The organism is Halopseudomonas pachastrellae, assembly GCF_900114765.1.
GTDB classification, from domain to species: domain Bacteria; phylum Pseudomonadota; class Gammaproteobacteria; order Pseudomonadales; family Pseudomonadaceae; genus Halopseudomonas; species Halopseudomonas pachastrellae.
This window is the reverse complement of sequence record NZ_FOUD01000006.1, coordinates 1-25,013: the sequence shown is the minus strand read 5'-3', so window position 1 is coordinate 25,013 and position 25,013 is coordinate 1. Positions and strand designations below refer to the sequence as shown.

Here is a 25,013-nt window from a genome sequence, read left to right as displayed (position 1 = left end):
TTCTTATTAAAGGGCAATCGAATCACTCAAACGCCCGCAGAGGTTAGCATGCAAACAATAACAACAAGCCTGAACCCGGCAGTCATTGTTGCCGGTATATTCCTGTCATTCATTGTCATGGAGCTGATCGTTGGTCGCTTCTTCCAGCGCGAAGGTGACCGCCGCGACGCCATTATCGAGACGGTAGGCTCAACGCTGCTGCTCGGTGTGACAGTTCCGTTCATCACCTTTGCCACCGGCGCCATCATGGCGACTCTCGCACCAGACGCACAAGGTGCGCTCAGCGGTATCCCCTGGCTGGCGGGCTTTGCCCTGTTCCTGCTGTTCGACGACATGACCCAGTATTGGTGGCATCGCCTGGCGCACAAGGTGCCCTTCCTCTACAGCCTGCACCGCGCGCACCACTCGGCCAAGTACATGAGCATCCGTATCGTGTATCGCAACAACAGCTTCTACTACCTGCTGATGCCCGGTATCTGGTTCTCCGGCATTCTCATTTATCTGGGCTTGGCACACGTCTACTTCGTCTACCTGATCCTCAAGATGTGCGTGATCTTTGGTGCGCACAGCAGCGTGCCCTGGGACGCCAAGCTGTATGAGATCAAGTGGCTCAAGCCGATCATGTGGGTACTGGAGCGCACCATCTCCACCCCGTCGACGCACTCCGCACACCATGGCCTGTGCGCAGAAGATGGCGTGACCAACTACAAGGGCAACTTCGGCAACCTGCTGTTCTTCTGGGACATCCTGTTTGGTACCGCCAAGATCACCCGCCGCCGCCCGCCGAAGTACGGCATCGAAAACCTCGGCCCGGTGAGCTGGCAGCACGAACTGTTCTGGCCGCTGGTGCGCAAACCGAAGAAGGCCGCCAAGCCCGCGCTGAAACCTGAGGTCGCCCAATGAGCCGTCACATCGCCCTGATCGCGGGCTCCAGCCAGCAATCCAGCCAGAGCGCCAAAGTCGCGCACTGGCTGGCCGCCAGCCTGCAACGCCAGAGCTGCGAAACCAGTGTTATCGAACTCGGCCAACAGACGTTGCCGCTGTGGCCTGAGGCCGACAGCAAAGGCGTCTGGCCCGAAATCTCTGCCACACTGCGCAGCGCCGATGCGCTGGTGGTGATCAGCCCGGAATGGCACGGCATGGCCAGCCCGGCGCTGAAAAACCTGTTCATGTATGCCGGACGCGCCGAGCTGGCACACAAACCGGCGCTGCTGGTGGGTGTGTCCGGCGGGCAGGGCGGCAGCTACCCGCTGGCCGAGCTGCGCGCATCCAGCTACAAGAACTGCCGCGTGTGCTATCTGCCGGAACACCTGATCGTGCGCAACGTCGAGCAAGTCATGAACCCCGGCGAGCCCGCCAGCGAAGACGATCAACGCATCCGCGCCCGCGCCGACTGGGCCATGGGCCTGCTGCTGGATTACACCAACGCACTGGCCCCGCTGCACGAACGTCATCGCAGCCCGCCGGCGGACTGGATGAACGGCATGTAGTCAGTTGGTTGCCGCGCTCAGGTCCAGCCCGCTGATCCGCCGCACCGGCGTTTGCACCGCCGCCTCCAATACACCGGGGCGGCTTTCCAGCAAGCTGAAGTGTTGACTGGCGCGGGTGATGGCGGTGTAGACCAGTTCCTTGGTCAGCACCGGGTTGCGCGCCTCCGGCAGCACCAGCACGGCGTGCTCGAACTCCGAGCCCTGGGACTTGTGCACGGTCATGGCAAACACGGTTTCCACATCTGGCAAACGGCTGGGCAAAACAAAGCGAATGCCGCCCTTGCCATCGTTACGCGGGAAGGCGACGCGCAGCGCTTCGGTTTCCGCCTGACCGGCGTGCAGGGCCGGCTCGCGAATGCGCAGCGCGATGCCGATATCGCCGTTCATCAAGCCCAGGCTGTAATCGTTGCGGGTGACCAGCACCGGGCGCCCCTCGTACCAGAGCTTGTCGGCACGTAGCAGGCCGCGGCGGGTGAGCAAGTCAGCGACGCGCTGGTTGATACCCTCGACGCCCCACTCGCCCCGGCGTACTGCGCAGAGCAACTGGAAGCGATCAAAAGCGCTCAGCACGGCGGAAGCCCAAGCCTCCCAGCGCGGATCATCAGCAGGTACATCTGCTCCCGGGCGCTGCTCCTTGAGTGTGCTCAGATAGGCGCCATAGCCCGGCAGCGGGCCCTCACCACCGAGCACCAGCGCGCTGAACGCCGGGTCGTTGCTGCCATTCAGGCGGCGACTCTGGATGTCGTCAAAACCACCGCGTTGCAGCAGGTCGCGCGCGGCGGTGGCATCGCAGCGATTAACCGCACGGGCCAGTTCACCGATACCGCTGGCGGCACCAAAGCGGTGAGAGTGACGCAGCATGGCGGTCTGCTGCTCAAGCAGATGAGTCGCCTCGTCACCGGCCTGCAGGCCGCTGCCTGCCAGCGACTGCCCACTCACCTGCTGCAGCCGATCGATCGTGGCCGGTGAGTAGCACCCGGCATCGGCACGCCGGCACAGATCGCCCAGCACCGCGCCCGCTTCAACCGAGGCGAGCTGATCCTTGTCACCCAGTAACACCAGGCGCGCCTGCGGCGGCAGCGCCGCCAATACGTTGGCCATCATTTCCAGGTCGATCATTGAGGCTTCGTCCACCACCAGCACATCCAGCGCCAGCGGGTTGCCGGCGTGATGGCGGAAATGGCGGCTGTCCGGCAGGCTGCCGAGCAGACGATGCAACGTGCTGACCTCGGTCGGGATGGCATCACGCACCGCTTCGTCGACTGGCAACGCTCCCACTTGCCTGCCAATCGACTCGGTCAGCCGCGCAGCGGCCTTGCCGGTCGGTGCGGCCAGGCGAATACGCAGCGGCTTGCCCGCTTCCACTGCGGGCGTCTGCAGCAGCGCCAGCAGGCGCACCACCGTGGTGGTTTTACCGGTGCCGGGGCCGCCGGTGATGATGCTGAAGCGCCCGCGCGCCGCCAGCGCGCAGGCGATGCGCTGCCAGTCCGGATTCTGCTGGCTGCCGGCAAACAGGGCATCGAGCCGCGCGGGCAAATCCGCGGCCACAGGCAGCGGTTGCTGCAGGCGCTGATGCAGGGTCGAGACGACGTGCCGCTCATGCTGCCAGTAACGGCGCAGATACAGGCGTTGGCCGATCAGCACCAGCGGGCAGCTACCCTGCTCCGGCTGTTGGCTGTCGACCACCCGGCTGGCCTGCAGCGCCGCACGCCAGCTATCCAGCGTGACGCCCGCCAGCACCGCCGAAGGCAACGGCGTGTCGAGCAGACTTTCGCCCTCCGGTGGCAGCGACAGGGCAAAGTCCGGTTCGGCCAGCGTCGTCGCCAAATCCAGGCAAACATGCCCATGGCCCAATTGATGGCTGACCAGCGCCGCTGCCAGCAGCACCGCCGGGCCGGTGTCCGGCGCCTGCTCCAGCAGAAAGCCGGCAAAGGCGCGGTCCAGAGCGCGCAGCCAGCCGTTGGCCTGCCAGTCATCCAGCAATTGCAGCAGCGCGGTGGCGCTGTCCAGCTGCGCGGCGGAACGGTCGAGGGTGCCGAGCAGATCCAGTTGATCACCCTGCATGGTCAATCTCCTCAACCGGCTGACCGGCAAACAGGCGGTCCAGCGTTTCAATCAGTTCGCGCGGCGGGCGCTGATGGCAGATGCCGCCGTTCTCTGCGTCGACGCCACGAACAAACCAGTAAAGCGCGCCGCCAATGTGGCGGTCGTAATCATAGTCCGGCAGCCGTGCCTGCAACTGGCGGTGCAGCGCCAGCAGGTAGAACACGTATTGCAAGTCGTAGCGGTGCTCCAGCAGCGCACGACTCATGGCCGCCTCGCTGTAGTCGGCCGGGGTCGCGCCCAGCCAGTTGGACTTGTAGTCGAGCACGTAATAACGCCCTTCATGCTCCAGCACCAGGTCGATATAGCCCTTGAACAGACCGTTCAGGCGGTCGCGCTGCAGCGCCGGGCGCGGCAGGCCATCCAGCGTCATCGCGGTGACCAGCCGATCAATCTGCTGTACATCCACCTTGCTGGCCGCAAACATAAAGGCCATTTCGCTCTGGTAGCGCGATTGCGGCAGCTCACCCAGCGCCAGCGTGCTCTCCGGCACCAGGCCCGGACGCTGCAGCAATTGCCCCAACCAGTCGCTAAGGCAGTCACTCCACTCGCCCCAGCCACGGCGCTGGCAGCGCGGCGCCAGCCAACGGCGGCAACGCTCGGCATCCTGCAGCGCCGCGAAGCCCTCCTCCGCCGCCAGCTCCAGCAGACCGTGCAAAAAGGTGCCGGGCTGCGGGCCACGCGGGAAGCGGTGAATGCTCGGCTGCTCGCCACGGCGCAGCGGCACAAAACGGCTCTGGCGCTCGTCGTCGGCAATCCACTCGGCCAGCGCACTGTCGGTACTCTCGCCGCTGAGCGCCAGCGCACTGTAAGAGCCGATCCACCAGGAATCGAAACGCCCATGGGACGGGCTACGGGCATCGACCAGCGCCGGGCCGTCTTCCAGCACCTGCAAGCGTTCGTCACGCGTCTCAGGCGCGGCCTGCAGCGCGACCACCTCGCCGTCCGGCTGCCAGCGCGCCAGCCAGTCTTTCAGTTGAGTAGACGACTCCAGTGCCGCGCCACCACCGAGCAGCCAGGCGATCGCGCTGTGGTGCAGTACCGACTGTTTGTTGTTGCCACTCTTGAGATCGGCCATGCCCAACCAGCAAGCGTGGCGGGCGCGGGTCAGCGCCACATAAAGCAAACGCAGATCTTCACCGAGTCGCTCGCGGTCGGCCTCGGCCACCTGATCGGCATCCGGCTTCAGTACCCAGCCGTCGCTCAGGCGCAGCGGCTGATCGGCCCGCACCGGGCGACTCAGGCAGATGAACGGCAGAAATACCAGCGGGTACTCCAGGCCCTTGGACTTGTGGATGGTCACCACCTTAACCAGCTCGGCGTCGCTTTCCAGCCGCAGCACCTGTTCGTCCCCAGCGCCCTCGTCAGCGCGGCGGATCAGCTCGGCCAAGTGGCGGATCAACGCCTGCTCGCCATCCAGCTCCCGGGCGGCGCGTTGCAGTAGCTCAGCCAGATGCAGCAAGTTAGTCAACGCCCGCTCGCCATCGTCCTGCTGCTGCAACCGTGCCGGCAGTGCAAAGTCGTGCAGCAGGCGGTGCAGCATCGGCAGCACACCCTGGCGTTGCCAGATGCGTCGATAATCGCGGAACTGGTCTACCCGCTGCTCCCACAGGCGCTCGTCCTGGTTCAGCTGATCCAGCGCCTGCCAGTTGAGGTGCAGGCTGTGGCTGGCGAGTGCCGCGCGCAGCAGGCGGTCGTTGCCGGGCTCGGCACAGGCGCGCAACCAGCGCAGCACATCCTGCGCCTGCTGCGTTGCCAGCACCGAATCCTTGTCAGACAGATACACGCTGCGCACACCGCGCGCGGCCAAGGCATCACGAATCAGCTGCGCCTCACGGCCGGTGCGCACCAAAACCGCCATATCGGCCGGGCGTACCGGCGAAAACGGCTTGTCACTGTGAGCAAAGCCGGCGCTGCCCTGCTGCCCGGCCTGCAGCAAGGCGGTCATTTCGCTGGCGCAGCGCTCGGCCATTTCCCGCCGGTAGGTGTCACCCGTCAGCGGCTCTTCGGACTCCAGCAGCCAGGCGGTTAAAGCCGGCGCCCGTTCACCCTGGTAGCTCCACACTTCGCTGCGCCCGCGCGCCTGCACCGGCAGAAACGGCATGGGGTTCTCACTACCCTGGCGGAACAGGAAGGCGCCAGCAGCAAAGTGCTGCTCGGCCTGCTCGAATACCCGGTTTACCGCCGTGACCATCGCCTGGCTGGAGCGGAAGTTGGTATCCAGATTCTCGTGCCGCCCGGCGGTGTCTCCACGGGCCCGCAGGTAGGTGTGAATATCCGCGCCGCGGAAGGCGTAGATCGCTTGTTTGGGGTCGCCGATCAGCAGCAGCGCGCTGTCCTGGTCATTTTCTGCTACCCGGTAAATGCGATCGAAGATGCGGTACTGCAGCGGGTCGGTATCCTGAAACTCGTCGATCAGCGCAACCGGAAACTGCTGACGGATGACCTCCGCCAGCCGGTCGCCATTGGGGCCCTGCAGCGCGGCATCGAGGCGGGTCAGCATATCGTCGAAGCCCATCTGCGCACGGCGGCGCTTTTCCTGCTCGAAGCGCACCGACATCCAGTCCGCAGCGTGGCGCAGTGCATCACCCTCGGGGTTGGGTAGCGCGGCCAGCGCCTCGCGCAACTGTGGCAAGCCGCGCAGTGCCGGGTGGTCGGGCACATCGCCCTTTTTCCAGGCCTCACCGAGGCCGTCTTCACTAAGCCGCGCCCAGGCCGCCGGCGGCAACTCGAGCTTCACCTGCTCGGGCGCCAGCGCCCATTGGCGCAGGGCTTGGAACCAGGGCGCGTAATAGCGCTTCTGAATCTTGCGCTTGTCGACCACGCCCTGCTCGACCGCTTGATCCAGCAGCGCTTCAAGGCTGTCTGCCCACTCCACACAGGGGGCTTTGAGTTCGGCCAGCTGCGCATCGCGCTGGGCCAGCGCCTGGTCCAGCAGCGCTTGCAGCGCCGTTACCGGTTCATCTGCAGCGGCGGTGAACAGCAACCGTGCCTTACCAAGCAGCGCTTCGGGCTGTTGCCAAACCTGCTGCACCCAGGCGAGCGCTGAACCCTGCAAGTGATAGCAATGCAAGCGCCAGTAATCACGCGCGACCTCGGCCAGCAGGTCACGCTGGTCGGTTTCCAGCGTCTGGGTAAACAGGCTGCCGCTGTCGAAGGCGTGCTCGCGCAGCATGCGCTGGCACCAGCTGTGAATGGTCGAGACCGCGGCCTGATCCATCCACTGGGCGGCGATATCCAGCTTGCGCGCAGCGCTGGCGTGTTCGGTTTCGGGGATATCGGCCAGCAGCCCAGCAAGAATCGGGTCCGGCTCATTCAGTTCGCCACGGAAGGCCTGCGCACCCTCGACCAGCCGCGCGCGGATGCGGTCACGCAGCTCCTGGGTGGCGGCTTCGGTAAAGGTTACGACCAGCACATCCGGCGGCAGCAGTTCACGGCTGAAGGCGCTGTCACCCTCGCCGTGGCCCAGCACCAGTCGCAGATACAACGCAGAGATCGTGAAGGTCTTACCGGTACCAGCACTGGCTTCAATCAGGCGGCTGCCGCGCAGCGGGCAGCGCAGAGCCAAGGGGCGTTGATTGCTCATGCCTCGCCCTCCCCGGCCACGGTAATCATCAGCCATTCATCCTCAATTGCCTGCGCCAGCGGTTGATAGAGTGACTGCGCCCAACCGATAAATTCGTCGCTCGCCTGCAGGGCGGCAAAGTCCGGATAGCTGCGCTGCAGCGCCGGGCTGCCGTCCACCTCGCCATGGCTGTAGTCGTTGCCCTCAAAACAGAGTTTGGCAGCGCCGAGGCGCTTTTCCTCCTTGCCTTCGGTCAGCCAGGCAAAGGCGGTTTCCACCGCGACCGGCAGCGGTCGCTTCAGGCCTTGCAGGTAGCCAAGCAGCCAGTCGTTCACGATGCGCTCAGCACGCTCCTGCTCCAGCGGCAGCAGTTGAATGCTGGCGTCGGCGCTGATCAGGCAGGTAGTGAGTCGATGCCCCGAAGCCGCAGCCAATACATGCTGACACAGTTCGTTCAGCAGCTTGCGCCAACGCGGCACACCTTTCTTACCGAGCAGTTTGCCGGTGACCAGTTGCACCCGTATCAGCCCATCCAGCTGCGCGCAACGCCGTACGCCGGCGAGCCAGCTGACCACCTCAATGTTCGCGTCTGCCGTACGCGCCGACGCCTGCAACGGCAGTGGATACTCCAGCGGCTGATCCCACAACAGCAGCTGCTCACGGAAGCGCTCCAGCTGACCACCCAGCGGCTCGACCAACTGGGCCAGCGTCAACTCACCAAAACCGGCCAGTGGCAGGCTGCCGCGCTGCTGCAGACGGCTCGCCTGTTCAACCAACAATGCCTGCCAGTCATCCTGCAAGTCGGCCTGCTGCACCTGCTCCAGCAGCCATTGGCTGAGCTGGTGTTGCTGCAGACCGTCGAGCGCGAAGGGCTCATCGTCCTCGGTGTTGCTTTGCTGTTCCTGCAGCCAGACCTTCAGCCGAGCGGCAAAGAAGTGCTCGACCGGATTACGCAAGAAGCGCTGCAGCGCCAGCAGCTCGATGGGGGCCTCCAGCGTGACCGGCGCCAGCGGCTGGTCGGTGGCTTCCTCGGCATGGATATCGTGCAACTGACGCCACTCGCGCGCGTAGCTGAACAGCGCGGAATCGGCGCTGAAATAGGCGCGGCTGAAGGGCTGCAGCGGATGCTCGACGGTCAGGGCGTGCAGCAGATCAGCGTCATCCGCCGCTTGCCAGCCGGCGGCCAAATGGTCGCGCAGCTGGCCGATCAGCACCGACGGCGGCCGTTCACTGTTATCACGAATGCTACGACCCACCCAGCTGATGTGCAGCGCATCGCGGGCCGAGAGTAGCGCTTCCAGCAGCAGGTATCGGTCGTCCTCGCGGCGGGAGCGGTCGCCCGGGCGGTAGTCACGGCCCATCAGGTCGAAATCCAGCGGCGGCTGCGCGCGCGGGTAGTCGCCGTCGTTCATACCCAACAGGCAGATACGCTTGAACGGAATGGCGCGCATCGGCATCAGCGTGCAGACGTTGACCGCACCGGCGAGAAAACGCTGACTGAGCTGGCTCTGACCAACGCCATCAAGCCAGGCCTCGACCACCACGTTAAGCGGCAGCGCGACATCCAGCGCAACGCTGTCGCACAGCTCCAGCCAGTTGGCCAGCCCTTCGTGCAGCTGCGCCAGCAGCAACTGATCGCGGTCGCTGTCGGCGACAAAAAAATCATCCAGCAACTGGCGCAGGCGCTCGCCCCAGAGCGCCGGCAGCGCCGCATCGGCCAGTTGGGTTTCGTGACGGTCGAGTGCATCGAGCAAGCCGCTGAGCGGCCCGATCAGCGCAGCATCCAGCCCGCCGATTTCGTCATAGGGTTCGATCTGCTGCCAGGCATCGGCACCGCCGCTGGCATAACCCAGCAGCATGCGCCGCAAGCCAAAGCGCCAGCTGTTGGCTTCCAGGCCTGCCGGCAAGCCCAGCTCCGCGCGGCGCTGCTGATCCAGCCCCCAACGAATGCCTGCGCCCTCGATCCAGCGCTGCAGGGTTGGCAGGTCGGTCTCACTGAGGCCAAAGCGACTGCGCAGCGCCGGCACATCGAGCAGGTCCAGTACCTCGCTGACCGGCAGTCGGCTGTCGGGCAGGCGCAGCAAATGTTCCAGTGCAATCAGCAGCGGTTCCTGACCGCGCTGGCCCTGGTCAGCCAGGGTGAAGGGAATCGCCCTCGGGTCCTCACCACTGTGCTGGCCGAATACTGCCTGAATGTGCGGCGCGTAGAGATTGACGTCCGGCACCATGACGATGATGTCGCGCGGCTTGAGGTCCGGGTCAGCAGCAAAGGCGGCGAGCAGCTGATCGTGCAGCACTTCCACCTCGCGCTGGGGGCTGTGCGCCAGATGAAAACGGATGGATTGATCTTGCGACGTCTCAACCGCCGGCCACAATACACGGGACTCGGCCAGCGGTCGCAGCTGCAGAATGTCCTGCTGCAGTTGCTGCAGCAGCGTATCGCCAGAAGGCGCTTCAAACAGGTCAACCCGGCCACCGGCTATGTCGGCAAAACGCGCCTCGTAACTGGCGCGCTCGTCGTGCTGATCGAGCAAGTTGATGTAGTCACGACCCTGCTTGCCCCAGGCGGCCAGCAGCGGATGCGCGTGCTGATGCAGAGTACTCTCGTCCAGCTGAACCGGGCTGCCCGGTCGCCGTTGCTGACGGCGGTATTCGTGACGCAGCAGATCCTGATCGGCAACGATATCGCCCCAGTGGTACTCGCAGGGGTTAAGTACGCAGAGCAGCACCTGAGAAAAGCGGCCGATCACCGCCAACGCCTCGAGCGTCTGGGCTGGCAGCGACGAGATACCAAAGACGATAACCCGCCGCGGCAGGCTGGCCGGTCTGCTGTCACAGTCGAGCAGATGCTGGACAAACCGCGGATGGATACCTGCCCGGCTGTCGCTCAGGCGTTCGGCGCCCACGTCCGCCAACACCGCACGCCAGAGCGCCGGCTGCCAGCGCTCCTCGTCATCCAGCGGTCGCGGGCCGGTGCGCGCCAGGCCGATATGGTCGCGGCCGGCGGCCCAGTCGTTCAGCCAGTCGGCGCGGTAGACCTGATACTGGTCGAACAGATCGGCCAGCCGCACCGCCAGTTGATAGCGCTTGCGGCAATCGTGGTCGTCGGCCAGAAAGCGTTTGAGCGGGGCGAAGTCGGGTTGATCCTGCAGCGCGGGCAGCAAGCGCATCAGCCGCCAGGTCAGCGGCAGTTTATCGAGCGGGGATTGCTCGGGCACGCTGTCGCGGCCCAGTACGCCGCGGTAGCTGTCCCAGAGAAAGCGCGCCGGCAACTGCACATCCAGCGCTGCCGCAATGCCGCAGCCGCCTTGCGCTGGGTCTGCCGCCAGCGCCATCTGCAGCCACTGGGCAATGCCGTTGCTCTGCACCAGGATGACTTCGTTTTCCAGCGGCGCCAGCGGGTGCGCCCTCATCCAGTCCACCGCCAGCTCGCGCAGGGTCTCCAGGCGGTTGCCATGGATGATCATCAAACCGGGGGCGAGGCTGTTGGCGTCCTGCATGTGGGCTCCTGCTTTGGAAACAGCGGCCAGTCTATCACCGCGCTGCGACAGGCGCGGTCGCAGTTACTTCCTAAACCTGGCTGCCCAGAAACCGCCTTTCCCACGGCGTAATTTCATCCATATAGCTCTGCAGCTCCATGCGCTTGCTGGCAAGGAAGCCGTCAACAAACTCGGCGCCGAATAGCTCGCGCGCCAGCTCACCGCGATCCAGACGCAGAATGGCATCGTGCAGCGTGCCGGGCAGAGTCAGCTCATCCGGCGCCTCGAACTCGCCCTGCGCCGGTGCCGAGGGCTGGCACTGGTTGTCGATGCCGTACAGACCGGCGGCGAGCGATGCAGCAACACTCAGATACGGGTTGGCGTCGGCGCCGGGCAGGCGGTTCTCGACCCGGCGCGCTTCCGGGCCGCTGGCTGGAATACGCAGGCCGGCCGAGCGGTTGTCGTGCGACCAGCACAGGTTGTTCGGCGACGCGTAGGCATGGCAGAAGCGCTGGTAGGAATTGACGTAGGGCGCCATCAGCAGCGTCAGCTCACCCATGCAGTGTTGCAGGCCGCCGATAAAGTGTTCGAAATTCGCCGTCGCCTCACCGCTCGCCACATCGGTAAAGATATTGTTGCCGCTGCCCTGCTCCACCACGCTCTGGTGGATATGCATTGAACAACCGGGCACCCGCGCCAGCGGCTTGGCCATGCACACGGCGATCAGGCCGTGCTTGAGGGCAACCTCATGCAGGGCGTGCTTGAAGAGGAAGGTCTGGTCGGCAATCAGCAGCGGATCGCCGTGCACAAAGTTGATCTCGTACTGGCTGACACCCATCTCGTGCATAAAGGTGTCACGCGGAATACCCAGCGCCGCCATGGTGTCGGTCAGCTCATCAAAGAACGGCCGCAGCCCGCTGCTGGTGCTGACACTGAAGGCGCCGTAGCCCGCCTCGCGGCGGCCATCCAGCCCCACCGGCGGCTGGAACGGCTGAGTGTCGTCGCGGTTCGGCTCGAACAGAAAGAACTCCAGCTCAGTCGCCACCACCGGCGCCCAGCCACGCTCGGCATACCGCTCAACGATCCGACTCAGTAGCGCGCGGGTCGACAGGCCGGACAGCTGCCCGTCCAGCTCCACCGCCTCGCAGATCGCCAGCGCGCGTGGCCGCTCAATCCAGGGCAACACATGCACCTGATCCAGCACCGGCCGCAGCACCAGGTCACCGTCGTCGCTACCGTAATACTGCGCCTCCGGGTAACCGCCCATCACGCACTGCAGCAGCACGCCACGCGCCAGCTGCAGCCGGCGATCTGCCAGAAAGCCCTCGCCGGTCATCACCTTGCCACGGGGTATCCCGTTCAGGTCCGGGGTGACACACTCGACGTCGCCAACGCCAGCCAGACATTCGACGAGATTTTCAAGGGATGCGGGGGCGTTCATAAAGCACTACCTGTGTTTGTTCGGGCCGAGATGGCGTTGCCGGATCATACTCCATCCGAGCCATCACCACTCAAGCCCACCTGAGCGCCATAGCGGCCCCAAATGCAAAAAGGCCAGCTCGGGAGCTGGCCTTTTCGTTCTGCTTGCCGGTGCGAATCAGAAGCTCAGAGCGCGATCGCCCTGCTCATCCTTGATTCGAGTGGGCAGGCCCATTTCGTTCAGCAGGTTGATGAACGGTTTGGGGTCCAGCTCTTCGACGTTGACCATCTTGCCCGCATCCCAGGCGCCTTGGGCGATCAGGATGGCAGCGGCAACCGGCGGCACACCGGCAGTGTAGGAAATACCCTGGCTGCCGACTTCGGCGTAGGCTTCGGCGTGATCGGCTACGTTGTAGATGAACACTTCCTTGTCCTTGCCATCCTTCTTGCCTTTGACTACATCACCGATGCAGGTCTTGCCGGCGTAGTCGGGCGCCAGTGAAGACGGATCAGGCAGTACGGCCTTGACCACTTTCAGCGGAATCACTTCCAGACCTTCGGCAGTCGTTACCGGCTGCTCCGAAAGCAGGCCGAGGTTTTTCAGCACGGTGAACACGTTGATGTAGTGCTCGCCAAAGCCCATCCAGAAACGCACATTCGGCACGCCCAGGTTCTGCGACAGTGAATGCACTTCATCGTGGCCAGTCATGTAGCTGGTCTGCGAGCCTACGACCGGCAGATCATCGGTACGCTTGACCTCGAACATCTTGTTGCTGGTCCACTGGCTGTTCTGCCAGGACCACACCTGCCCGGTGAATTCACGGAAGTTGATTTCCGGGTCAAAGTTGGTCGCAAAGTACTTGCCGTGGCTACCGGCGTTGATGTCGATGATGTCGATTTCCTCGACGCTATCGAAGTACTCGTTGACCGCAACTGCGGCGTAGGCGTTTACCACGCCCGGGTCAAAGCCCACACCCAGGACAGCGGTAATACCCTTCTCTGCGCAGAGTTCCTTGCGCTTCCACTCGTAGTTGGCGTACCACGGCGGGGTTTCACAGATCTTGTCCGGCTCTTCGTGAATGGCGGTATCCAGGTAGGCAGCACCGGTTTCGATGCAGGCCTGCAGTACCGACATATTGATGAAAGCCGATCCGACATTGATCACCAGTTGCGACTGTGTCTTGTCAATCAACGCCTTGGTCGCCTCGATATCGAGTGCATTCAGAGCGTGGGCTTGCAATTCACCGGCAACCTTGAGGCTGCCCTTTTCCTTTACGCTGTCGACAATAGCCTGGCACTTATCGGCGGTACGCGACGCGATATGGATGTTACCCAGCACGTCATTGTGCTGGGCGCATTTGTGTGCGACCACCTGGGCCACACCACCGGCACCAATAATCAGAACGTTTTTCTTCATTTCTCTTCCTCGAAACGCCTCCTTGGAAAGGCTGGGTAGGTTATGCCTCAGGAGAGGCTGTCCAGGTAATCCTGGAATCCGAACTCGCGCACCAGTTTCACCGAACCATCAAGCTCCTTGATTGCAATGGCGGGCATGTTGACGCCGTTGAACCAGTTCTTCTTGACCATGGTGTAACCGGCCGCATCAATAAAGGACAGGCGATCGCCGATCTTCAGCTCGCTGTCAAAATTGAATTCGCCGAAGATGTCGCCAGCCAGACACGACTTGCCACACACCATGTACTGGTGCGGGCCATCGCAGGGCTCCATCTTGGCCTCCTGACGGTAGATCAGCAGATCGAGCATGTGCGCTTCGATCGAACTGTCGACCACGGCCAGCTGCTTGCCGTTATAGAGGGTGTCGAGCACCGTCACTTCAAGAGAAGTGCTCAGGGTAATGGCGGCCTCGCCGGGCTCCAGGTAAACCTGAACGCCGTAGCGCTCGGAGAATGCCTTGAGGCGGGCGCAGAAGCGATCCAGCGGGTAACCCTCGCCGGTGAAGTGAATACCGCCGCCCAGACTGACCCAGCTCACCTGTTCGAGCAGGTGGCCAAAACGCTCTTCGATCTGTCCGAGCATCTGGTCGAACAGCTCAAAGTCGCCGTTCTCGCAGTTGTTGTGAATCATGAAGCCAGAGATCAGCGGCAGCACGGCCTCGATCTTGGCTGCGTCCCACTCGCCCAGACGGCTGAACGGACGCGCCGGGTCAGCAATCAGAAAGTCCGAGCTGCTGACGCCGGGGTTCAGACGCAGACCACGCACGGTGTTGGCCGAAGCCTCACTGAAGCGGGTCAGCTGACTGATGGAGTTGAAGATAATCTTGTCCGAATGCGCCAGGACTTCGTCGATCTCGTCATCGGCATAGGCCACGCTGTAGGCATGCGTCTCCCCCGGAAACTTGAGTTTGCCAAGTTTCACTTCATTCAGGGAGGAAGAGGTAGTGCCATCCATGTACTGACTCATGAAGTCGAACACGGACCAGGTAGCAAAGCATTTCAGTGCGAGCAGCGCCTTGGCTCCGGAGTGTTCACGCACGTAGGCGATCTTCTCCATATTGCGTTCGAGCTTGCTCTTGTCGATGAGATAGTACGGCGTCTTGATCAATTCGTTCATACCCTCCAGCTGTCAACGCCCGGTGGCCGGGCAAGTGAAAGCGCGAAATTATAAATTAACGCGCCAGCGCTCGATAGGAAAAACCATCGTTTCAGCCTACAACGGCAATGCTTCAATTTCACGTCACCGACCAGCGCGATGCGTATTTCGCATCGAAACAAAAATAAAAATGCATTGGCCATATAACCATAAGGCTTTCTATAGTGACTGCAGCCGTTTCAAGCGGTTTCCGACAACAACAATGCCGCTCCAACAGGGAGTCTCCCATGCGCTCACGTCATCTCATTACCGGCGCGCTGGCCGCCGCCATCAGCCTGGCCGCCAACGCAGCTCCAACCCCCAACCCGGCCACCGCCACCACCGCCAGCGCCAACAAGGCGGTGCTGGGCCAACTGCCCTTTGCCGACCAACAAGCCTTTGACGATGCACGTCGCGGCTTCATCGCCCAACTGCCCGACGGCAAGGTCACCAATCCCGATGGCTCGGTTGCGTGGGACATGAGCCAATACGCTTTCCTCGATCAGGACACCGCGCCTGAGACGGTCAACCCCAGCCTGTGGCGCCAAGCTCAGCTCAATGCGATTCACGGCCTGTTTGAGGTTACCGAGGGCATGTATCAGATTCGCGGTATGGATCTGGCCAACATGACCATCATCGAGGGGGACACCGGGCTGCTGATCATCGACCCGCTGCTCTCGCCCTCAACTGCCAAAGCAGGTCTGGAGCTGTACTACCAGAACCGCCCGAAAAAGCCGGTGGTTGCCGTGCTCTACACCCACAACCACGTTGACCACTGGGGCGGCGTGAAGGGTGTCACCAGTAACGAAGACGTTGCCGCCGGCAAAACGCACATCTACGCACCGGCCGGTTTCATGGAGCATGCGGTCTCGGAAAACGTTATCGCCGGGCCGGCTATGAGCCGCCGCGCCATCTATCAGTTTGGTGCCATGCTGCCTCCGGGCGAACGCGGTCACGTCGATACCGGCCTGGGCAAGGCGCTGTCGATGGGCGAGCGGTCGCTGATCGCCCCCACCGACACAGTGCCAGACGATGGCGAACTGACCATTGACGGTGTGCGGGTTCAGTTCCAGATGGCTCATGGCACTGAAGCCGAGTCGGAAATGATGATGTACTTCCCCGACTTCAAAGTGCTGAATACGGCAGAAATCACCAGCCAGCACATGCACAACGTGTACACCATTCGCGGCGCTGCCGTCCGTGACGCCAGCGCCTGGGCCCGCTACATCGACCTGGCACTTGCCCGCTTCGGTGACGAGGCCGACATTCTGGTTGCCCAGCACCACTGGCCGGTTTGGAACCAGGACGACATCAAGCGATTCCTGTCGGTGCAGCGTGACATGTACAAGTACCTGCACGACCAGTCCGTACGCATGATCAACAAAGGCTACCTGCCGGGCGATATCGCCGAACAAATTGCCCTGCCGCAAAGTCTGGATCAGCAATGGTATGCGCGCGGTTACTACGGCACCCTGCGACACAACGCCAAGGCCATCTACCAGCGCTACATGGGCTGGTACGACGCCAACCCGGCCAACCTCAACCCGCTGCCACCGGTACAGAATGCCGCCAAAACCATCGAATACATGGGCGGCGCCGACAAAGTAATTGAACAGGCCCGCAAGGATTACGAAAACGGTGAGTACCGCTGGGTAGCCAGCGTGATGAACCAGGTGGTGTACGCCGATGCCAGCAATCAGGCCGCCCGTGAGCTGGGCGCCGATGCCCTGGAGCAGCTTGGTTACCAGGCAGAAGCAGGTACCTGGCGCGGCGCCTATTTGATGGGTGCACAGGAGCTGCGCAACGGCACGCTGCCGCCCACCGTCGGGTCACTGTCTCCGGACGTTTTGCAGGCGCTCGACACCGGCATGTTCTTCGACCTCATGGCCGTTCGCCTGAACGCCGCCAAGGCAGAAGGCAAGCACCTGGTGATCAACTGGCAGCTGACCGATACCGAGGAGAACTACCGCCTCAACCTGGAGCACGCCACGCTGACCTACCGTACCGGCGTGCAGGATGACAACGCACAGGCCACCGTCAGCATGACCCGCAGCACCCTGGACCAGATCCTGCTGAAACAAACCACCTTCCCCGACGCGGTGAAGGCGGGTCAGATCAAGATCAGCGGCGAGCCAAACGCCTTCTTCGGTTTGCTGCAAATGCTGGAAGTGCCCTCTGGCGACTTCCCGATCGTGACTCCGGTCAGTAACTGACCTTTTAGCCCCGCTCACTGCTTGGTGAGCGGGGCTTTTTTTCAAGGCTGCTGCAACGAACGCAGCAAACGCTCGGCAAAAAATGCCCGCTGCTCGCTTAAGTCAAACAAGCCCGGGGCAAACAACCACGTCTGAGTAACCCCCATCAACTGGGTGTAGATCATCAAGGCCAACTGGCCAGCCGCCTGCCCCTGCGGAAGTTGCCCTTGCTCCTGAGCAGAACAGACCAGCGCCTCCAGGGTTTCGATCATACTCTGGGTAAGCCGCCGCTCACGCTCAAGCGTGCTTTGCATCGCCTCGGTCAGCTCGGTCTTGTTCAGCAGAATCTCGAATGACTGGCGAAACCAGGCATCCTCAACCAGCAGCATGAACCAACTCCGCACAAAGGTCTCGATACGCGCCAACGCGGGCTCTGCGCCATCACGCGCCTGAGCGACCAATTGCTCCAGCGGTTCCTGCGAGTAGGCCAGCACCGCCTCGAACAGGTCATCCTTGTTCTTGAAGTGCCAGTAGATAGGGCCACGACTGAAACCGGCTTCGGTGCCAATCATGGCCAGAGTGGTGTTCGAATAGCCATTGCGACTGAACAGCGTCAGCGCGGCTTCAATGATTTTCAGGCGGGTTTTTTCCGCGTCTTCTTTTGTTCTGCGCATGGGTGTTCCAGCAAGCGCGGCGGGGATGCCCCCGCCGCAATCAGACTACTCAGAGAGCGCCGTCGGCTGCCATCTGCATATACTCGGTATCAAACCGCAGCTTGATGTTAGCGGTATCACCCAGGGTCTTGCCATCGGGCATCGCGATGCCGACAAAGTCAGGCGAGTCTGCGCCTTCGCCAAGCAACCCCTTCTCGAACGAGAACTGGCGAACGCTGTCCATCGCCTCGTAGGCCTCATCACTGCCAATAAAGGCGATGGCGTCAGCCGGTTGCCAGAACATCTTCATGCCGGCCAGCTGTGCTTCATACCCGGCCTGATCGGTCGCAGAAGCTTCGCCGAGGAACGCTCTGGCCTTCTGACCTTCCTCGCTGTCGGTCCCCATCTCGGCCATCAGCTCAAACCATGCACCGACCAGCGCCTTGCCCAACGCCGGGTTGTCGCGCAGTGTCTCGGTGTTAACGATGGTCAGATCCTTGATATGGCCCGGAATCTGGCTGGAATCAAATACCCGGTTGGCGCCCGGCTGGCTGAGAATTTCGTCAAGCAACGGATTCCAGGTCACTACATTGCGCACGTCTTCGGTATTGAAGGCGGCGACCATATCGGCATCGCTGGTATTGACCACGGTGACATCGCTCTCGCTCAGACCGACCGAGTCCAGCGCGCGGGCGAGCAAATAGTGGGATACCGACAGCTCGACCAGATTGACCTGCTGCCCCTTGAGATCAGCAACACTGGCGCTATCTTTCATCACCATGCCGTCGTTACCGTTGGAGTAGTCCCCAACGATCAAGGCCGTAGTATCTACGCCGCCGGCGGCTGGGATCGACAGCGCGTCCATACTGGTCGCTACCACACCATCAAACTGACCGGCACTGTACTGGTTGATCGACTCGATGTAATCGTTTATCTGCACTATCTCGACACTGATGCCGTACTTGTCGGCCCACTTTTTCATCAATCCGGACTCGTCGATGTACTTCCACGGAATCCAGCCGGCGTAAATGCTCCAGGCCAGTTTGAAGCTGTCTTTCTCTTCGGCTTGAGCTGAGGGAATCACGGCGACCGATGCCGCCAGTGCAATCATGGCGCCTGAAACAACCTGTTTGAAACGTCGTGCAAATGGAACGGACTTTTTCATGGTTCAACTCCAGATGGTTCTCGTTGGCAATGATGTGAAGTCTTGGCAGTAACTGAGCAGCAAGAACCGCGCCGTATTCGGCGCGGAACCGACTTAAAAGAACTTCAGGTAGCGTTGCAGCTCCCAGTCGGAGACGTGGGTGTGATACTCGGTCCATTCCTGGCGCTTGAAGCCGACGAAGCTGTCGAACATCGCATCGCCAAAAACCTCACGCGACAGCGGGTCAGCTTCGAAGGCATCAATTGCTTCGCCAAGGTTCTGCGGCAACAGCTCAATGTCCATTTCACGCACCTGCTGATCGGTGTAGTTGTACATGTTCTCGCGATGGGGATTACCCGGGTCCATGGCTTCGCGAATGCCTTCAAGACCGGCAGCCAGCATCATCGCGGCACCAAGATAGGGGTTGCAGGCAATATCGGCCGCACGGCACTCGACCCGACCGCCTTGCGACGGGATACGCAGCATGTTGGTGCGGTTGTTGTTGCCGTAGCAAACGAATACTGGCGCCCAGGTAGAGCCGGACATGCTGCCCTTGCGTACCAGACGTTTGTAGCTGTTTACCGTCGGCGCGATGACTGCGCTGATTGCCTTGGCGTGCTTCATTACGCCGGCGATGAAGTGATACGCCATCTGGGTCACCCCGCAGCCGTAGGGATCTTCGCCATTGGCAGGATCAAACAGATTTCGGCCGGTCTCGCGATCAGCCAGCGACATGTTGTAGTGCGCGCCACTGCCGGTGCGGCTGGCCGACGGCTTGGGCATAAAGCTGGCAAAGCCACCGTGCTTGCGGGCAATCTCGTTGGCCATCAAACGGAAGAAAACCAAGCGGTCAGCCATGCCGAGAGCGTCGGTGTAGGTGAAGTCGGTTTCGAACTGGCCGTTGGCGTCTTCGTGGTCGAAGGAGTACACATCCCAGCCCATGGCATTCATGGCTTCGACCAGCTCGCCCACAATCGGCATGTTGTCCATCAGGCCGCGCGGGTCATAACAGGGTTTGGCGAGGGTATCGCGAGCACTGATCGGCTCGAACCCGCCATCCTCTGAGTCACGAAACAGGAAGAACTCGGTCTCGATACCCAGGTTAAAGGTCAGCCCCATATCAGCGGCCTTGGCTACCCGGCGTTTAAGGATATTACGTGAGCAGGCTTCGAATGGTGCGCCGTCCAGATACAGGTCACTGGCAAACCAGGCCAACTCCGGGTTCCAGGGACAAACTGTGGCGGTAGCGGCATCGGGCATGGTCGCGACTTCGTTATCGCTGATGTCCTGTGGCACACCATCCAGCGCAGCACCGGTGTACAGCTCCGAGCCCTTCATCATTCGATCAAGATGGTTGAGCGGCACAAACTTGCCCTTGATTACGCCATGCAGATCCACATAGCCACCCAAGGCGTACTTAACGCCCTTATCCTGCAGAGACTGCTTCAATTGCTCGGTGCTCACTTGCTGACTCATGTTGGTACTCCGCTGATTCTGTCCGCACCCGTTGCGGCGCTTGGTACGAATCTTCCATTCAACATACATGCCAGCATGCATATTTAACTCAACGAACAGACCAAGGGCACCCGAACACCTTCGCCCTTTCTGTCAGCAACGAGACGCTCATATGCCCGGATATCAAGCAGTTGAGAAAGAATTCCACGCCGGGGACTTTCCCCTGCAGAACGGCGAGGTGTTGAAAAACGCCCGTCTGCGCTACCTGCAAATTGGTCAGATGAACGCGCAACGAGACAACCTGATCGTGCTACCCACGTACTACGGTGGAACACACAGCGGTAATCTGCCCTTGATTGGTGCGCCCGGCCCGATCGACCCGGAACGCTACTGCATCCTGATACCCAACCTGTTGGGCAACGGCCAGTCGACGTCACCCAGCAACGCGCACGAGAGCCAGCGCGGGCCGGAGTTTCCATCCGTCACGCTCTACGACAACGTTGTCTTGCAGCAGCAGATGATTGAGAAATGCTTTGGTGGGGGCACCATCCAGCTGGTGGCAGGCTGGTCGATGGGCGGCATGCAGGCACTGCAATGGGGCTGCCTGTTTCCGCAGCAAGTAAAAAGAGTCGCCAGCATTTGCGCCACCGCCCGCTGTTGGCCGCACAACTATGTATTCCTTGAGGGAGTCAAAGCCGCGTTGACCTGCGATAGCGGCTGGCTGCAGGGTCGCTACCTGTCCTCGCCAACAGCCGGGCTGGAGGCCTTCGGTCGCGTCTACGCCGGCTGGGCCTATAGCCAGGCGTTCTTCCGAAAAGCGCTCTACAAACAGATGGGCTTCGACTCTATAGAGGCGCTACTGCAATACTGGGAGGACGATCACCTGGAGCAGGACGCCAACAACCTGTTAAGCACGCTCAACACATGGCAACAAGGGGACATCAGCGCCAACCCGGTATGGAAGGGAGACTTCCACGCAGCGCTGAAAGGCATTACAGCGCCAAGCCTGATCATGCCCGGCAGCACCGATCTGTACTTCACCGCCGAAGACGCTCGTTACGAAGCGAGGCACATGCCTGACGCACGCTTTCAACTGCTTGAGTCAGACTGGGGACATTGTGCAGGAGCACCCGGCAGGAACCCCACTGACACCGAGAGTATTCTGAATGCACTGACAAACTTAATGAGGGGCGCCTGAAGGTGGATAGGGCGAGCCAGGGCTTGCCCTGATTCTACAGTCAGACGAGACCTTACAGGCCAGCACTCAGACCGCCCAGAGAGACACAAAAGGCAGGGCGGTGCAGGCGCGCAACTTTCCCACGAACAAAGAAAAACACCCTGATCATTACTGATCAGGGTGTTTGGTATAGGCGCTTGACGATGACCTACTCTCACATGGGGAAGCCCCACACTACCATCGGCGATGCATCGTTTCACTTCTGAGTTCGGGATGGGATCAGGTGGTTCCAATGCTCTATAGTCGTCAAGCAATTTGTTGCTGCCCGCTAGGCGTGCAGCTTAAAAAGCTTGGATGTGTGACAGAAGCTAAGGTGTTTGCAATCTCGCAAGTTCGCGAAGTTGTTTGATTCTGTTTGGCTCGATAACACCAGATTGCTTGGGTGTTATATGGTCAAGCCACACGGGCAATTAGTATTGGTTAGCTCAACGCCTCACAGCGCTTACACACCCAACCTATCAACGTCGTAGTCTTCGACGGCCCTTTAGGGGAGTCAAGCTCCCGGTGAGATCTCATCTTGAGGCAAGTTTCCCGCTTAGATGCTTTCAGCGGTTATCTTTTCCGAACGTAGCTACCCGGCAATGCGTCTGGCGACACAACCGGAACACCAGAGGTTCGTCCAACCCGGTCCTCTCGTACTAAGGTCAGCCCCTCTCAAATCTCAAACGTCCACGGCAGATAGGGACCGAACTGTCTCACGACGTTCTAAACCCAGCTCGCGTACCACTTTAAATGGCGAACAGCCATACCCTTGGGACCGGCTTCAGCCCCAGGATGTGATGAGCCGACATCGAGGTGCCAAACACCGCCGTCGATATGAACTCTTGGGCGGTATCAGCCTGTTATCCCCGGAGTACCTTTTATCCGTTGAGCGATGGCCCTTCCATACAGAACCACCGGATCACTAAGACCTACTTTCGTACCTGCTCGACGTGTTGGTCTCGCAGTCAAGCGCGCTTTTGCCTTTATACTCTACGCACGATTTCCGACCGTGCTGAGCGCACCTTCGTACTCCTCCGTTACTCTTTGGGAGGAGACCGCCCCAGTCAAACTACCCACCATACACTGTCCTCGATCCGGATAACGGACCAGAGTTAGAACCTCAAAGTTGCCAGGGTGGTATTTCAAGGTTGGCTCCACGCAGACTGGCGTCCACGCTTCAAAGCCTCCCACCTATCCTACACAAACAAATTCAAAGTCCAGTGCAAAGCTATAGTAAAGGTTCACGGGGTCTTTCCGTCTAGCCGCGGATACACTGCATCTTCACAGCGATTTCAATTTCACTGAGTCTCGGGTGGAGACAGCGCCGCCATCATTACGCCATTCGTGCAGGTCGGAACTTACCCGACAAGGAATTTCGCTACCTTAGGACCGTTATAGTTACGGCCGCCGTTTACCGGGGCTTCGATCAAGAGCTTCGCCGAAGCTAACCCCATCAATTAACCTTCCGGCACCGGGCAGGCGTCACACCCTATACGTCCACTTTCGTGTTTGCAGAGTGCTATGTTTTTAATAAACAGTTGCAGCGGCCTGGTATCTTCGACCGACATGGGCTTACGCAGTAAATGCTTCACCCTCATCGGCGCACCTTCTCCCGAAGTTACGGTGCCATTTTGCCTAGTTCCTTCACCCGAGTTCTCTCAAGCGCCTTGGTATTCTCTACCTGACCACCTGTGTCGGTTTGGGGTACGATTTCTAGTTACCTGAAGCTTAGAAGCTTTTCCTGGAAGCATGGCATCAACCACTTCGCGTTCTAAAGAACACTCGTCATCAGCTCTCGGCCTTAGGGGCCCGGATTTACCTAAGTCCTCAGCCTACAACCTTAAACACGGACAACCAACGCCGTGCTGGCCTAGCCTTCTCCGTCCCTCCATCGCAGTAACTAGAAGTACGGGAATATTAACCCGTTTCCCATCGACTACGCCTTTCGGCCTCGCCTTAGGGGTCGACTCACCCTGCGTCGATTAACGTTGCGCAGGAACCCTTGGTCTTCCGGCGAGGGAGTTTTTCACTCCCTTTGTCGTTACTCATGTCAGCATTCGCACTTCTGATACCTCCAGCCAACTTCTCAATTGACCTTCACAGGCTTACAGAACGCTCCTCTACCGCTCATCTTACGATGAACCCGTAGCTTCGGTGTATGGTTTGAGCCCCGTTACATCTTCCGCGCAGGCCGACTCGACTAGTGAGCTATTACGCTTTCTTTAAAGGATGGCTGCTTCTAAGCCAACCTCCTAGCTGTCTAAGCCTTCCCACATCGTTTCCCACTTAACCATAACTTTGGGACCTTAGCTGACGGTCTGGGTTGTTTCCCTTTTCACGACGGACGTTAGCACCCGCCGTGTGTCTCCCGTGCTGACACTCACTGGTATTCGGAGTTTGCATCGGTTTGGTAAGTCGGGATGACCCCCTAGCCGAAACAGTGCTCTACCCCCAGTGGTGATACACGAGGCGCTACCTAAATAGCTTTCGAGGAGAACCAGCTATCTCCGAGCTTGATTAGCCTTTCACTCCTATCCACAAGTCATCCGCTAACTTTTCAACGGTAGTCGGTTCGGTCCTCCAGTGCCTGTTACGGCACCTTCAACCTGCCCATGGATAGATCGCCCGGTTTCGGGTCTATACCCAGCGACTAAACGCCCTATTAAGACTCGGTTTCCCTACGCCTCCCCTAGACGGTTAAGCTCGCCACTGAATATAAGTCGCTGACCCATTATACAAAAGGTACGCAGTCACAGAACAAGTCTGCTCCCACTGCTTGTACGCATACGGTTTCAGGTTCTATTTCACTCCCCTCACAGGGGTTCTTTTCGCCTTTCCCTCACGGTACTGGTTCACTATCGGTCAGTCAGGAGTATTTAGCCTTGGAGGATGGTCCCCCCATGTTCAGTCAACGTTTCACGTGCGCCGACCTACTCGATTTCACAGCTAAGAGTTTTTCATATACGGGGCTATCACCCACTATGGCCGCACTTTCCAGAGCGTTCTATTAAACTCAAAACTGCTTAAGGGCTGGTCCCCGTTCGCTCGCCACTACTTGGGGAATCTCGGTTGATTTCTTTTCCTCAGGGTACTTAGATGTTTCAGTTCCCCTGGTTCGCCTCACACACCTATGTATTCAGTGTGTGATACCTAGCTTATGCTAAGTGGGTTTCCCCATTCAGAGATCTCCGGATCAAAGGTCATTTGCCACCTCCCCGAAGCTTTTCGCAGGCTATCACGTCTTTCATCGCCTCTGACTGCCAAGGCATCCACCGTATGCGCTTATTCACTTGACCATATAACCCCAAACAATCTTAAGTTAATTGCTTAACTCAGATTATTCAGTGATATCGGTTTAAAACAGAATTAACGACAATTCCGGAACTTGCACTTGAGATTACAAGTTTACCTTAGCCACATTGCATGCAGTGAAACATGCCATGTGTCTGTACTTCTATCACATATCCAAATTTTTAAAGAGCGTCTGGTTCAGAGACCAGATATCAACAATCAAGTGTTTGATTGTTCATATATGAACTCTGAGTTCCATTCTATGGCGTTGTACTGCGTCGACCTGGTGGAGCCAAGCGGGATCGAACCGCTGACCTCCTGCGTGCAAGGCAGGCGCTCTCCCAGCTGAGCTATGGCCCCGTTCAGACCTGACACCTCGACAATTGGTGGGTCTGGGCAGATTCGAACTGCCGA

General features: G+C 60.4%; 13 protein-coding genes, 1 tRNA gene and 2 rRNA genes. 4 read left to right on the top strand and 12 right to left on the bottom strand.

The features are described from left to right. Positions 1–48 precede the first annotated feature (48 nt). On the top strand, positions 49–903 hold the full coding sequence (locus tag BM116_RS05810; RefSeq protein WP_083726542.1) for a sterol desaturase family protein: 855 nt from the start codon (positions 49–51) through the stop codon (positions 901–903). After that, positions 900–1,490 carry an NADPH-dependent FMN reductase gene (locus BM116_RS05805; RefSeq protein WP_083726544.1) on the top strand — a complete coding sequence of 197 codons (591 nt, stop codon included), beginning with the start codon at positions 900–902 and terminating at the stop codon, positions 1,488–1,490. The genes BM116_RS05810 and BM116_RS05805 overlap by 4 nt, the downstream gene beginning before the upstream one ends. Here the strand turns inward: BM116_RS05805 and recD are convergent, their stop codons facing one another. The 6 genes from recD to BM116_RS05775 all read right to left on the bottom strand — a co-directional run bounded on the left by recD (position 1,491) and on the right by BM116_RS05775 (position 14,618). Beyond that, positions 1,491–3,554, bottom strand: a complete 2,064-nt coding sequence (recD, locus tag BM116_RS05800) for an exodeoxyribonuclease V subunit alpha (RefSeq protein WP_083726546.1) — start codon at positions 3,552–3,554, stop codon at positions 1,491–1,493. It abuts the gene before it with no gap. Next, positions 3,544–7,179: an exodeoxyribonuclease V subunit beta gene (gene recB, locus BM116_RS05795; RefSeq protein ID WP_083726548.1), complete on the bottom strand. Its 3,636-nt coding sequence runs from the start codon at positions 7,177–7,179 to the stop codon at positions 3,544–3,546. Before recB ends, recD begins: the two co-directional genes overlap by 11 nt. Further along, a complete protein-coding gene (gene recC / locus BM116_RS05790; protein ID WP_083726550.1) occupies positions 7,176–10,658 on the bottom strand; it encodes an exodeoxyribonuclease V subunit gamma in 3,483 nt (1,160 codons plus the stop codon). The genes recB and recC overlap by 4 nt, the downstream gene beginning before the upstream one ends. Before the next feature lie 70 nt (positions 10,659–10,728). Further along, positions 10,729–12,078: a glutamine synthetase family protein gene (locus BM116_RS05785; protein ID WP_083726552.1), complete on the bottom strand. Its 1,350-nt coding sequence runs from the start codon at positions 12,076–12,078 to the stop codon at positions 10,729–10,731. Between the two features lie 156 nt (positions 12,079–12,234). Beyond that, positions 12,235–13,473: a saccharopine dehydrogenase family protein gene (locus BM116_RS05780; protein ID WP_083726554.1), complete on the bottom strand. Its 1,239-nt coding sequence runs from the start codon at positions 13,471–13,473 to the stop codon at positions 12,235–12,237. A gap of 47 nt (positions 13,474–13,520) precedes the next feature. Then, a complete protein-coding gene (locus tag BM116_RS05775; RefSeq protein WP_083726570.1) occupies positions 13,521–14,618 on the bottom strand; it encodes a carboxynorspermidine decarboxylase in 1,098 nt (365 codons plus the stop codon). A gap of 275 nt (positions 14,619–14,893) precedes the next feature. Between BM116_RS05775 and BM116_RS05770 the strand changes: the two genes are divergently transcribed. Next, positions 14,894–16,858, top strand: a complete 1,965-nt coding sequence (locus BM116_RS05770) for an alkyl/aryl-sulfatase (protein ID WP_083726556.1) — start codon at positions 14,894–14,896, stop codon at positions 16,856–16,858. A gap of 41 nt (positions 16,859–16,899) precedes the next feature. Here the strand turns inward: BM116_RS05770 and BM116_RS05765 are convergent, their stop codons facing one another. The 3 genes from BM116_RS05765 to glnT form a co-directional block, all read right to left on the bottom strand. Continuing rightward, positions 16,900–17,511, bottom strand: coding sequence for a TetR family transcriptional regulator (locus BM116_RS05765; RefSeq protein WP_083726558.1), 612 nt, complete (start codon positions 17,509–17,511; stop codon positions 16,900–16,902). 49 nt (positions 17,512–17,560) lie between these two features. Then, positions 17,561–18,655, bottom strand: a complete 1,095-nt coding sequence (locus BM116_RS05760; protein ID WP_083726560.1) for a putative urea ABC transporter substrate-binding protein — start codon at positions 18,653–18,655, stop codon at positions 17,561–17,563. 93 nt (positions 18,656–18,748) lie between these two features. After that, positions 18,749–20,110: a type III glutamate--ammonia ligase gene (glnT, locus tag BM116_RS05755; protein WP_083726572.1), complete on the bottom strand. Its 1,362-nt coding sequence runs from the start codon at positions 20,108–20,110 to the stop codon at positions 18,749–18,751. A 151-nt stretch (positions 20,111–20,261) separates the two neighbouring features. Between glnT and BM116_RS05750 the strand changes: the two genes are divergently transcribed. Beyond that, on the top strand, positions 20,262–21,287 hold the full coding sequence (locus tag BM116_RS05750) for an alpha/beta fold hydrolase (protein ID WP_083726562.1): 1,026 nt from the start codon (positions 20,262–20,264) through the stop codon (positions 21,285–21,287). A gap of 174 nt (positions 21,288–21,461) precedes the next feature. On the opposite strand, the gene rrf is transcribed toward BM116_RS05750, so the two are convergent. The 3 genes from rrf to BM116_RS05735 all read right to left on the bottom strand — a co-directional run bounded on the left by rrf (position 21,462) and on the right by BM116_RS05735 (position 24,959). Continuing rightward, positions 21,462–21,577 (bottom strand): 5S ribosomal RNA (gene rrf, locus BM116_RS05745). Between the two features lie 138 nt (positions 21,578–21,715). Next, positions 21,716–24,604: ribosomal RNA gene (locus tag BM116_RS05740) — 23S ribosomal RNA — on the bottom strand. 279 nt (positions 24,605–24,883) lie between these two features. Further along, positions 24,884–24,959 (bottom strand) — tRNA-Ala (locus tag BM116_RS05735). Between the last annotated feature and the right edge of the window lie 54 nt (positions 24,960–25,013).